This is a genomic window from Granulibacter bethesdensis, assembly GCF_001889545.1.
Lineage (GTDB): Bacteria > Pseudomonadota > Alphaproteobacteria > Acetobacterales > Acetobacteraceae > Granulibacter > Granulibacter bethesdensis_B.
On the sequence record NZ_CP018194.1, the window covers coordinates 227190 to 239485 of the forward strand.

Below are 12296 nucleotides of genomic sequence, written 5' to 3' on the forward strand. Positions count from 1 at the left end.
TGGCACCGTTTGAATGCTTAAGGGAGCAGGCCAATGGCCAGCAAACAGCTTAAATTGGCGCAGGCCAAGGATACGGCGGAGCTTCTGGAGTTTGAATCTCCCAGCGCTGCCGTCATTGCCACGCCGGTTTTGCCCACAGCCCGTCATAACACCCTGATCGTGTTCGGGCTGGTCACATCCCTGCTGCTGGCAGCGGGGCTGGTGCCGGTCGACAAGGTGGTGACTGCCCGTGGCAAGGTGATTTCCAGGGTTCCTATCCAGGTTGTGCAGCCTCTTGATACGGCCATCGTCCGTTCGATCAATGTGACGGAAGGGCAGGTGGTGCATAAAGGGGAGCTTCTGGCTCAACTCGATCCGACCTTTGCCAGTGCGGATATGGGGCAACTGCGTGACCAGGTGCGCAGTCTGGAGGCAGAACTGGCGCGGCTGCACGCGGAGGCTGACGGCAAGCCCTATATTGCCCAGGCGGATAATCCGGACAGCAGGTTGCAGGCTGCGATCTACGAACAGCGTCAGGCCGAGCGGAAATTCAAGATCGAGAATTACAACCAGAAAATCAGCGGTTTGCAGAATACGGTCGCCAAAAGCCTGGCGGAGGCGAATTACTACCGCCAACGTCTGGCGATTGCGGCGAATGTAGAGAGCATGCGGCATGAGCTGGAGCGATTGCAGGTTGGCAGCAAGCTGAATTCACTGGCGGCGGTTGATAACCGCCTTGAGATGTCCCGTGATCTGGCCACTGCGACCTCCACCGCGGAAACCGCCCGCCGTGACCTGCAGGCGCTGGTGGCGGAGAGGGACGGTTTCATCAAGGAATGGGATGCCAAGATCGGTCAGGATATTCAGGATGAAGGCCGCAAATATAGCGAGCAGAGCGAAAACCTGAAAAAGGCCCAGCTGCGTCACAAACTGGTCGAATTGAAGGCCAGCAGTGATGCCGTGATCCAGAGTATTGCCAAGGTATCGGTGGGGTCGGTTCTTCAGTCGGGTGCCCAGTTTATCACCATTGTCCCGCTGGATGCTCCTCTGGAAGTTGAGGCTGATGTGCCGGGCGAGGATGCCGGTTTCGTGCATGTTGGCGATACGGTGACGGTCAAATTCGATACGTTCCCGTTTACGCAATATGGCGGAGCCCAGGGAATGGTCCGGGTGATGAGCCCGGACAGCTACAGCCAGAACGATGCGCGGGATGGACAGCTGAAAGAGACCCAGCAATCCTCAATGGCAGCAGAGAGGACCTTCTACAAGGCGCGGGTAACGATTGATAAGGTCACGTTGCACGACACGCCGGACGGATTTCACATTGTTCCGGGCATGCCTGTCACGGCTGACATCAAGGTCGGGCAGCGTACGATCCTTAAATATCTTCTGGGCAGGGTCTTGCCGGCGTTTTCAGAAGGCATGCGGGAGCCCTGATCCGTAACTGATCAATAACGGGGATCATGATCAGAGGGGTATGATGCAGCTGTGGCACGTCTGATAAACCGGGTCACCGGTCTGTTTTCTCCTGCTGCCAGAATGCAGGAGGCAACTGCGTTTGCGGAAGCAGGAGAGTGGCCCAAAGCATTTCCGCTTTTTGCCAAAGTGGCCGAAAAAGGTGTGGCCGAAGCGCAATATCGGGTTGGGCGTTGCTATCTGGAGGCTGCAGGCGTTCCTTTCAGTCCCCGGGAAGGGGAACGTTGGCTGGAAAGGGCTGCCAGCCAGGGCTTCGTGGAAGCGCAGACCCTGCTGGCAACCTTGTATCTGCGTGGCGTCGGGGAGCAGGGGGAACCAGCCAGCGCCGATCCTGCAAAGGCTGCCTCGGAAGATGTGCTGGGTGGGGTGGAAGCCTCTCTGGAGGCGCGATCCGGGGGAGCAGGAACAGTTGCCTCCCGTGCCGGATCAGGTCTGTTTACCTCTGCTTCCACGATTCAGGCCGATCCGCTCAAGGCGCTGGCCTGGGCGAGCAAGGCTGCGGAAGCCGGTTCCTCTGACGGGCAGGCGCTGGTCGGATATATTCTGACGACGGGCCCGGAATCTGTGCGTGATCTGGAACAGGCGCTGGTATGGTACCAGAAAGCAGCTGCTTCAGGCTGTCCGCAGGGGGCGCTGGGAGTGGGATTGGCCCTGCTCAAGGATGCAGTGACGCCGGAAGCCACTCAGGCAGCAGCCGAGCAGTTGCAGGTGGCAGCCAATGGTGGGCTGCCGACGGCGCTCTATCTGCTGGGAGTGATGCATGAGCGTGCCGCCGGTGTGCCGCATGATCTGGCAGCAGCCGCCGGCTACTACAAGGCGGCCGCAGAGAAAGGACTGGTTTCCGCCCAGGCGCGCTGGGGTCTGGCGCTGCTGGAGGGACGAGGCGTCAAGCGTAATCTGCTGGAAGGTGAATCATGGCTGCGTCGTGCGGCCCTTCAGGGTGATGCCGAAGCGGCGGCATTGGTTGGCGACCTTTACGCGCGGGGTGGTGATGTCCCGCCTAATTATGCCGAGGCGGCCCTGTGGTTTCGCCGCGCTTCCGATGCGGGGCACAGCAAGGCGGCCCGCACGCTGGGTCTGATGTGTCTGACGGGGGCCGGGATGAGCCGGGATCCGGAGGAAGCGGCTCGCTGGTTCCGTATTTCGGCCGAGCGTGGCGATCAGGAAGCCGTGTCCGACCTTGCCAGTCTGGTTCAGGCCGGGCTGGCTGCGGAAGAAGAGAGCATCAGAACCCGCAAGATTTTTGAACAGGCTGCTGCGAACGGTGATCTGGTAGCGGCTTTCAATTTCGGCGTCTGCCTTGCTGAAGGGGTGGGAATCGAGAAAGACGAGCGCAGCGCCGCTCAATGGCTGCGCAAGGCGGCGGATGGGGTGGTGAATGCCCAGTACTGGTATGGGCGTATGTTGCTGGAAGGGCGGGGTCTCGATGTAGATGCCGAGGCCGGGCGTTCCTGGATCGAACGGGCTGCCTCTACCGGCATGGTGGAGGCCGAAGTTGCGTTTGCAGAACTGCTGGTGACCGGGCGCGGTGGTCCGAAGGACCATCCGGAGGCGCTGGTCTATTTCGAGCGTGCCGCCGGGCGGGGCCATATCGGCGCCATGTTCGCGATCGGTGCGATGATGGGCGGTGGCCACGAAGTGCCGACGGATCGGGAGAAGGCCATCATCTGGTATCGTGCGGCGGCAGAGCGCGGCCATGCTCATGCGCAGCTGATGCTGGGTCGGTTTCTGGCGCGGGGACTGGCCGGAGAAAAGGACGAGCTGCAGGGGCGCTTCTGGTTGGAAAAGGCCCTTTCTCAGGGACTGACGGAAGCACAGGGCGATCTTCAGGCATTGCCGCCGGAGATTCTGACGATGCCATATCCTCATGAGACGGGCAGAGCGGACAATGCTGCCGAACAGCCTGCCCCACAATTGCCAGAGCATGAGCCGTCTTCAGGTCAGAACCCGGCTCTGACGGATCATTCATAAACATGCATGATATGCTGCAGGGTGCGATATGGCACTAGGCAGTGCCGCCGTTTCAGCTGAACGGCAGAGGCTGCGGGAATATTGGCGGCAGCTGGCTGAAGAGGCCTACCGGTCTGGCGAACATGCCATGGAGCAGGGGCAGTGGCAGGAAGCCGCTTTCTGGCTGTCCCGGGCCACGCGTCTGTCTCCGCGTCAGGACACGATCCGGCTGTTATCGGCGCTTCTGAAGCTGCGGCGGGGTGATCCGACCGCAAAGGCCGATTTTGAAACACTTGCACGACAGTATGAAACGACCGAAATCCTCTCCGGTCTGGCGACTATGCAGGTGCTGGGCGGTGATCTGACGCAGGCTGCCGTCACCGTTCAACGACTTCTCTCACGTATCCGGCATGATGTCTGGCCGATAGCACATGAATTGCTGATGACGGTGAGCAGGGCAGCAGGACTGACCGGATGGTGCCGTCTGTCAGCCAAGGGGCAGGTTCATGCCTATGAGGTCGGGACCGGTGATGCAGACCCTGCCAGCCTCAGTTTCATCCTTGATGGGATAAGGCTGGAAACAGCGCCTTCCATGCAGACGTTGGTGGCGGGTCATTTTCTGGATGTGCGCAGCGGGAACCGGCCTTTGCTGGGATCGCCGTTTGATCTTGTGGCGATGTATCGCGTGCAGGGCTGGATCGACTGGAATAAAGACGGGGATGTGCAGGGCTGGGCCTGGCATCCGGGCTGCCCTGATGCTGATCCGCTGCTGTCGGTCATCTCCGCTGACGGGCACTCGTACGGTCCGTTCACGGCCCATGAACCGGCGGAGAAAGTGGGTCTCGATACACCTTTTGCCCGCCCCCGGCGCATTCATGTGCCGCTGGGTATATGGGATGGCACCGGGCTGGTCTCGGTTCGCGATGTGCGGGGCAATGATCTTTTGGGCAGTCCGCTTGATCCGCATCTGGTCCCTTTGCTGAAATTGCAGCAGCAGGGCGATGGAGCGGCTTTTGCCCCCGCGATCAGGCCGGTGCGTGCTCTGGCCCGTGCATTACCGGTTTCTGCACCGGCCCTTCCCTGTCCTGCGGACACACTGCCGGAGATGAAGCCCCTGGTCCCGTTGCGCTGCGGGCCTGTAGCGGAGAGCCTGTCGACCGCCTCCCCTGTTGAGACAGGGCGGCCTGTCTCCATCGTGATACCGGTTTATGGTGGCGGAGCCGTGGTGCGTGCCTGTCTGGAGTCTGTGCTCGACACGGTCCCTGGCTCGACCGAGATCATCATTGTGAATGATGCCGGTTACGATGCCGCACTTCTGGAGCATTTGCAGGCTCTTGCCGGGCAGGGGCGTATCAGTCTGCTGCATCAGGCCCGCAATCGGGGATTTCCATCCACAGTCAATCTTGGCATGCGGGCGACTGGGGCCGGGCGGGACGTGGTGTTGCTGAACAGTGATACGCTGGTGCCGAAAGGCTGGCTGGATCGGTTACAGAAAGCCGCCTGTGCGGCAGCGGATATCGGGACGGCAACGCCTTTTTCGAACGATGCCTCAATCCTGAGCTATCCGCAGGAGGAGGGGCGCTGGCCTCTGCCTGATCGTGCTGAAACAGAGCAGTTCGCCCTGTTTGCTCGTCAGGCCAACAAGGACCGGGTGATTGATATTCCGGTTGCGGTCGGGTTCTGCATGTATATCCGCCGGGACTGCCTCGATGAGGTCGGTGTTTTCCGGGATGATGTCTTTGCGCAGGGTTATGGCGAGGAGAATGATTTCTGCCTGCGTGCCCGTGCTTTGGGCTGGCGTCATGTGGTGGCAACGGGTGCTTTCGTCGCGCATGTAGGGGGCGGCAGCTTCGGAGAGGGCCGGTCGCGTCTGGCAGCCCGCAATGAATCGATCCTCTCCGCGCTGCATCCGGGCTATCACGACATGGTGGCGGCCTGGCGTGCCCGCAACCCGCTGCATGCCAGCCGCCGGGCGATGGATGTTCTGCGTTTCCGGGCAGCTCTGCCTGACAGGCCTGCGGTCCTGATGATCACCCATGATCGGGGCGGAGGGGTGCAGCGACAGATTGAGACCCGGATGGCTCTTTTCCATCAGGCAGGCCGCAATGTTATCGTCCTGCGTCCGGTCATGATTGAGGAGACAGCCTCTTATGAGGGTTGGACCGTGCTCGACACCGGGTTTGCCGATCACTATCCCCATTTGCGGCATCGTATGCCCCGGGACAGGCCTGCATTGCTGCGGCTGTTGCGCCAGATCAAGGTGGAGCGGGTGGAACTGCACCATCTGCTTGGCCATGACCACGCCGTGGCCGGTCTGGCTGCAGCTCTGGGTGTGCCGCAGGATATGCACGTGCATGATTATGCCGCGTTTTGCCCCCGCATCGCCCTGATGAGTCCGGCCCGGCGCTATTGCGGGGAGCCTGAGATCGATCAGTGTGAACGTTGCATCGCCGAGGGAGGCAGTCATCTGGAGGAGTCAATCAGTGTTGCAGCCCTGCGCCGCCGCTCGCAGCGCGATCTGATGGAGGCTGCGCAGGTCATCACCCCCTCACAGGATGTGGCACGGCGCATGCGGCGCCATTTCCCGGCTCTGCATCCCATCATTGTGCCATGGGAAGAGGGGGCTGATGTCGTGGCCATGACCTCGGGAGCCATGACCTCTGCAATGGATAATGATATGGCGGCATGGGGTTCGCTGGCGGATCATGTTTGCGTGATCTGTGTTATCGGCGCGATCGGTGCTGAAAAAGGTTTTGATTGTCTGCTGGAGGCCGCAAGGGATGCGGCAGCGCGTTCCCTCCCGCTTCGTTTCGTTCTGGTCGGGCATAGTGTTGATGATCCCGCCCTGCTTGAGACAGGTTATGTCCGAATCACCGGCCGTTACAGCGATGATGATTTGCCCGCTCTGATCGTGGCCCAGAAGGCGAAAATGGCATGGATTCCCTCGATCTGGCCTGAAACGTGGTGTTTCACGCTCAGCGAGGCATGGCGGGCGGGGCTTCCCGTGGCGGCCTTCGACCTCGGTACGGTGGCAGAGCGTATTAAAAACGCTCAGGCGCATCAGAGCCATGCCGGCCTTGTGATGCCGCTTGGCATTCCTGTTCAAATTATCAACGATACATTTCTGTCATGTCAGATGGACAGAACAGGCTTTGCACCTCCTGCAAATCGGGTAAACAGGATTCAGTTTTGCTGAATACGGCGAAAGCAGTTCTGACAGACAAAAGAAGCAGCCGAAAAACAAGTTTCTTTTGCACAATGGAGAGCGAGATTACGCATGTCTGAAGGCTTGTTTGCCGGGCAAAATCCGGCCCAGTCACGACTGGGGCAAGGTGCTCCCGGAAATGTGGCCGCACCATCGGGTGCGGATCAGCAGGCTGCTGCACAGAACACAGCCTCCCGTATCATGAGCGAAATTCAGGTTTCTGCGCATGTCATGAAGCTGGATCCCGGGCTGTTCTGCTTTGTCCAGACGCCAAGCCCCAATCGTCCGTTGGACAATAGCGGCCTTCCAGCGATCCGGGTTTCCCTGCCGCCAGGACATGAATACCGTCCCCATGCCATTTCGGTGACCTCTTTCCGTGAAGATGGATGGCTGTACGGCCCCGCCGATGCGGCGCTGGTGCGGGTCATGCAGCCGCAGGCTCAGGTGCTGGTCACGATTTACCAGCAACCCGGCCAGCAGGATTCCGCACCCCGGTTACAGGTGCTGCGTCTGGCTGATGGAGTGCCTGTTGGCTCTGTTCCCTCCGCTCCGCCCCTTCAGCCCGGTTTCATGCAGCCGGGGGTAGTGCATCCTTCGGGTCTGATGCCGCAGGTGGGTGTCCCCCCACAGGGCATCCCCCCACAGGGCATCCCGCAAGGTATGCAACAGGGTGCCCCCCAAGGGCCGGCTCAGTCATTTGAACCGGTCAGAACGCCATCTGGTGCCATTCCCGATATTATTGCTCATATCCGTATGCAGGGGGATGTCGGCGACCAGTTGGGTGAATGGATTGGCGAGCGAGGCAGCACCCGCTGGATCGAGGGCTTTATGATCATGCCGCAAAGCCTGATCGATCCGAAAGATATCGAATATCAGGGCGTTCTTGGCCGTGGCTGGTTGTCCCCGTGGATGGAAGGCGGCCAGCTTTGCGGCAGCCGGGGCATGGCATTGCCGTTGCTGGGACTGAAGGCGCGGTTGCGGAACAGGGCCGCCGAAGCTTTCGACCTGAGCTACGAGGGCAGTTTCGTGGATGGGACGGCTATTGGGCCGTTGGCAGGCGGGGAGACGCTCGAAGCGTCCAGTATGGCTCCCCTGGAAGCGTTCCGGGTCATTCTGCACCCCAAAACCGATGCCACCCAGCCTGCTTCCAAGGCATCAACCCGTAAAGCAACATCCTCGGCCCGGACAGGGGCACGGCGCAACGCGTGAAGCCGAATACAAGCTATTTGAAATAAAAAGGTGCAGCACCACTTCTAAATAGGTGCTGCCCCTTTTCGGGCTATTACCTGATATGGATTTGATGTGAAATTCCTGTTTGTCCATCAGAATTTTCCGGGACAGTTTTTGCATATTGTCCGCTCACTGGCGGAGGAAAACCGGCATGAAATTATCTTCCTGACGGAGGAAAACCCCAATTTTCTGGGGGGCGTCCGGAAAATGGTCTACCGGATGTTGCGCCAGCCAGAGCCAAATGTTCACCTGCATGCCAGAGATATGGAACTGGCAGCGATAAGGGCAGAGGCGGTTGCATCGGCTGCGCGTAATCTGCTGCTGCTCGGGTTCAGGCCTGATATCATTATCGGCCACCATGGCTGGGGAGAATTGCTGAACCTGCAGGATATCTGGCCGGGGGTTCCCCTGCTTGGATATTTCGAATTTTTTTATCGCACCTATGGCACGGATGTGAATTTCGATCCTGAATTCCCGAGCGGGCCTGATTTCCTGCCCAATGTGCGTAACAAGAATGTTGTCAACCTGCTGGCGTTGCAACTGGATGGTATGGGGCAGACCCCCACACGGTTCCAGCTGGAGACATATCCGGAATGGGCGAGGGAGCGGATTCGGGTCATTCCTGAAGGCGCTGATCTGGAGGCCTGCACGCCTGATCCGGCGATTCGCAAGAAACCCTATCAGCTGCGTGACTTCCATGTTGCGCCGGATGAAAAGTTGATCACCTTCGTATCACGTGACCTGGAGCCTTATCGCGGCTATCACATCATGGTCCGTGCCTTGCCAAAGATTCTGGCAGCCCGCCCCGATGTGAAAGCGATTCTCGTCGGCAGGGACGGGGTCAGCTATGGCGCGCGGCCCATGAACACCACCTGGAAAGAGCATTTCCTGAACGAACAGGCCGGGCGTCTGGATATGAGCCGGGTCTGTTTACCGGGGCGTATCGAGCATGATGAGTTCTTAAAGCTGCTCCAGCGGTCGAATGCGCATGTCTATCTGACCTACCCCTTCGTGCTGTCCTGGTCGCTCCGGGAGGCCATGGCGACGGGTTGCGCCATTATCGGCAGCGATACAGCGCCGGTATTGGAATTTCTGACGCATGAGGAAAATGCGTTGATCACGCCATGCCTCGATCCTGACAAGTTGGCGGATTCTGTCCTGCGTCTGCTGTCAGATGAAAAGCTTGAGAAAAAACTGCGCCGCAATGCCCGGCGCTATGCGGAGAAGCATCTCCGCATGGAGGACCATCTGGCCAGTTTCCGCGCCCTGATCTCTGAAATGACGGGACAGGAACTGTAACCCGTCAGGCCCTATCCGGCGACGCTGATATAAAAGGGGCGGCAGGTGTTTTTCCTGTCCGCCCCGTTTTTTTATTTCGCTGCGCGCTGGATGGAGGCGGTGATGGCTGCCTCGGCAGCGGCCTTGTCGCCCCAGCCGGTGACCTTCACCCATTTGTTGGGTTCCAGATCCTTGTAGCGCGTGAAGAAATGCTCGATCGCTTTGCGGGTGATTTCCGGCAGATCCTCGATCTTTTCCACCGTGCTGAACTGCGGATGCACCTTGTCATGCGGGACGCAGATGATCTTTTCGTCGATCCCGCTTTCGTCTTCCATGTTCAGAACGCCGATCGGGCGGGCGCGAATCACGGCACCGGGCACCACGGGGGCGGGGGTCAGGACCAGCGCATCCGCCGGATCGCCATCATCGGCCAGTGTGCCGGGAATGAAACCATAGGAAGCCGGGTAGGCCATGGGTGTGAACAGGAAACGGTCCACGATCACGGCGCCGGATTCCTTGTCCACCTCGTATTTCACCGCGGAACCCTGCGGAATTTCGATCACGACATTGATGTCACTGGGGGGCTGCTTGCCAATGGCCAGCTTGCTGACGTCCATGAGAGGATACTCGTCTCGTTAAAGAAAAAGGTCGGCGCACCGTAACGGCCAGAGTTGTCCTTGCCAACATGGCGTAGTTGTGGTTCCCCTGCCTTCGCACCGTGTCGTACCGGGTGGGGGTGTTATTCTCCGACTGGTGGCGGCGGCGCGATACTCTCATGCGCCTGTAGCTCAATGGTTAGAGCGGACCGCTCATAACGGTTTGGTTGCGGGTTCGAGTCCTGCCGGGCGCATATTTCGATCTCCGTCGGCCGCGGCTTTTTCAGACGCGGCCGACCGGTCAACCGCCGGGAGCCAGATATGGCCAGCTACCAGTATGTCTATGTGATGAAGGATGTGACGAAGGCTTATCCGGGTGGCCGGGAAGTCTTCAAGGGCATTACCCTGTCCTTCCTGCCGGGCGTGAAGATTGGCGTGCTGGGTGTCAACGGTGCCGGTAAATCGACCCTGATGAAAATCATGGCCGGGATCGAAAAGGAATATGGCGGTGAGGCCTGGGCCGCGGAAGGCGCCCGGGTCGGTTATCTGTCGCAGGAGCCACAACTCGACCCCACCAAAACGGTGGCGGAAAATGTCGGCGAGGCGTTTGCGGAGCTGAAAGCGGCGATCGACCGCTTCAATGAAATTTCCATGGCGTTTGCTGAACCCATGGATGATGACAAGATGAACGAATTGCTGGCCGAGCAGGCCATGTTGCAGGAAAAGATCGACGCCGAGGATGGCTGGGATCTGGACCGGCGTGTTGAAATCGCGCTGGACGCGCTGCGCTGCCCGCCGCCGGAGGCTTTGGTGGACCGGCTGTCCGGTGGTGAGCGCCGTCGTGTTGCACTGTGCCGTCTGCTGCTGGAGAAGCCCGATCTGCTGCTGCTGGACGAACCGACCAACCATCTGGATGCGGAAAGCGTGTCCTGGCTGGAACGCACGCTGCGCGATTATGCGGGCACGGTGATGGTCGTCACCCATGACCGTTACTTCCTGGACAACGTGACCAACTGGATTCTGGAAATCGAGCGGGGCCGTGGCTATCCGTTCGAGGGCAACTACTCCTCCTGGCTGGAACAGAAGCGCAAGCGTCTGGCGCAGGAAGAAAAGGAAGAGAGCAACCGCCAGCGCGCCCTGGCGGCGGAGCAGGAATGGATTCAGTCCAGCCCCCGTGCCCGTCAGGCCAAGAGCAAGGCCCGTATCCAGCGTTATGAGGAATTGCTGAACAAGTCTCAGGAACAGGCTGGTGGCGTGGCGGATATCGTGATTCCGCCCGGCCCCCGTCTGGGCGGCACGGTGATCGAGGCAGAGGATCTGCGTAAATCCTTCGGTAATCGCCTGCTGATCGACGGGCTGAATTTCAAGTTGCCGCCGGGTGGTATCGTCGGCGTCATCGGCCCGAACGGTGCGGGCAAAACGACACTGTTCCGTATGATCACCGGGGTGGAGCAGCCTGATTCCGGTTCCCTCACCGTGGGTGACACCGTGAAGCTGGGCTATGTGGATCAGAACCGCGACAGTCTGGACGACAACAAGACCGTCTGGGAAGAAATCAGCGGCGGCACGGATGTCATCCATCTGGGCAAGCGCACAGTGGCCAGCCGGGCCTATGTCGGGGCCTTCAATTTCAAGGGGCCCGATCAGCAGAAAAGAGTCGGCGTGCTGTCAGGCGGTGAGCGTAACCGCGTGCATCTTGCCAAAATGCTCAAGAGCGAGGCCAATGTGATCCTGCTCGACGAGCCGACCAATGATCTGGACGTTGATACATTGCGGGCCCTGGAAGACGCTCTGGCGGATTTCGCAGGCTGCGCCGTGATCATCAGCCATGATCGCTGGTTCCTCGATCGTCTTGCAACGCATATCCTCGCCTTCGAAGGCGATAGCCATGTCGAGTGGTTCGAAGGTAACTTCCAGGCCTATGAAGAGGATAAGCGACGCCGACTTGGCGCCGAGGCCACCGAGCCACATCGTATTAAGTACCGCCCGCTGGAGCGTTGAGGACGGGGCGGAGCGCTCTCCCGCTCTTGCCGCGGCTTCTCCTCTGGCGGATCTGATTCCGGCCGGGCGCATTCTGCGCACCGGGCGGCTGTTGCTGTACCCTGTTACCTATGCCGATCTGCCCGAATTATGCCGGATCAAGGCTGATCCTGGCGTATTCGCCATCATGCTGGGCGGGATTCGTAATTCCCTGCAGACAGCGGAGGATCTGGCCGCGGATATTGCTTTCTGGGGTCAGCATAATGTCGGGATGTGGGCGGTGCGGGACGCCCATACCGGCCATTTTGAGGGCCTGACTGGTCTGATGGGCCGCCCGGACGGGCGTGGTATGTCGATTCGTTTTGCATTCTGGCCGGAGGCGCGGGGCCGTGGCTATGCCCGTGAAGCGGCCGGAGCCGCCTTGCGATATGCTCATGATGTTGCAGGGGTGGAACGTGTCATCGGGGTGGCGCGGGAGGAAAACTGGGGTTCCCGCATGGTGCTGGGCAGTATCGGCATGCGGCATGCCGACAGTTTTATGCGGGATGGATACCGGATGCTGATTTACGAAAGCTGGCGGATGGGGCGCCCGCCCGCATAGG

General features: G+C 59.9%; 8 protein-coding genes and 1 tRNA gene. 8 read left to right on the plus strand and 1 reads right to left on the minus strand.

Features of this window, described 5'->3' with window-relative positions:
• The first annotated feature begins 33 nt into the window (after positions 1-33).
• The 5 genes from GbCGDNIH8_RS00965 to GbCGDNIH8_RS00985 all read left to right on the plus strand — a co-directional run bounded on the left by GbCGDNIH8_RS00965 (position 34) and on the right by GbCGDNIH8_RS00985 (position 9139).
• On the plus strand, positions 34-1416 hold the full coding sequence (locus GbCGDNIH8_RS00965; RefSeq protein ID WP_072571760.1) for an HlyD family type I secretion periplasmic adaptor subunit: 1383 nt from the start codon (positions 34-36) through the stop codon (positions 1414-1416).
• A gap of 51 nt (positions 1417-1467) precedes the next feature.
• Positions 1468-3426, plus strand: a complete 1959-nt coding sequence (locus GbCGDNIH8_RS00970; protein WP_072571761.1) for a tetratricopeptide repeat protein — start codon at positions 1468-1470, stop codon at positions 3424-3426.
• 28 nt (positions 3427-3454) lie between these two features.
• Complete coding sequence (locus tag GbCGDNIH8_RS00975; RefSeq protein ID WP_072571762.1) at positions 3455-6601, plus strand: glycosyltransferase; 3147 nt, start codon at positions 3455-3457, stop codon at positions 6599-6601.
• An 81-nt stretch (positions 6602-6682) separates the two neighbouring features.
• On the plus strand, positions 6683-7819 hold the full coding sequence (locus tag GbCGDNIH8_RS00980; RefSeq protein ID WP_072571763.1) for a PAT1 family protein: 1137 nt from the start codon (positions 6683-6685) through the stop codon (positions 7817-7819).
• Positions 7820-7912: 93 nt separating this feature from the next.
• Entirely contained in the window at positions 7913-9139 is a 1227-nt protein-coding gene (locus tag GbCGDNIH8_RS00985) for a glycosyltransferase (RefSeq protein WP_072571764.1), read from the plus strand.
• 71 nt (positions 9140-9210) lie between these two features.
• On the opposite strand, the gene ppa is transcribed toward GbCGDNIH8_RS00985, so the two are convergent.
• Positions 9211-9735: an inorganic diphosphatase gene (ppa, locus tag GbCGDNIH8_RS00990; protein WP_072571765.1), complete on the minus strand. Its 525-nt coding sequence runs from the start codon at positions 9733-9735 to the stop codon at positions 9211-9213.
• Between the two features lie 160 nt (positions 9736-9895).
• Here ppa and GbCGDNIH8_RS00995 point away from each other — a divergent pair.
• From GbCGDNIH8_RS00995 to GbCGDNIH8_RS01005, 3 genes are all read left to right on the plus strand, one after another.
• Positions 9896-9968, plus strand: a tRNA-Ile gene (locus GbCGDNIH8_RS00995).
• A 67-nt stretch (positions 9969-10035) separates the two neighbouring features.
• Positions 10036-11715 (plus strand): energy-dependent translational throttle protein EttA, encoded by a 1680-nt coding sequence (gene ettA, locus GbCGDNIH8_RS01000; RefSeq protein WP_072571766.1) that lies wholly within the window; start codon positions 10036-10038, stop codon positions 11713-11715.
• The gene (locus GbCGDNIH8_RS01005; RefSeq protein WP_367593389.1) at positions 11660-12295 is read left to right on the plus strand and encodes a GNAT family N-acetyltransferase; all 636 of its coding nucleotides are present in this window, start codon (positions 11660-11662) and stop codon (positions 12293-12295) included. The genes ettA and GbCGDNIH8_RS01005 overlap by 56 nt, the downstream gene beginning before the upstream one ends.
• The last annotated feature ends 1 nt before the right edge of the window (position 12296 follow it).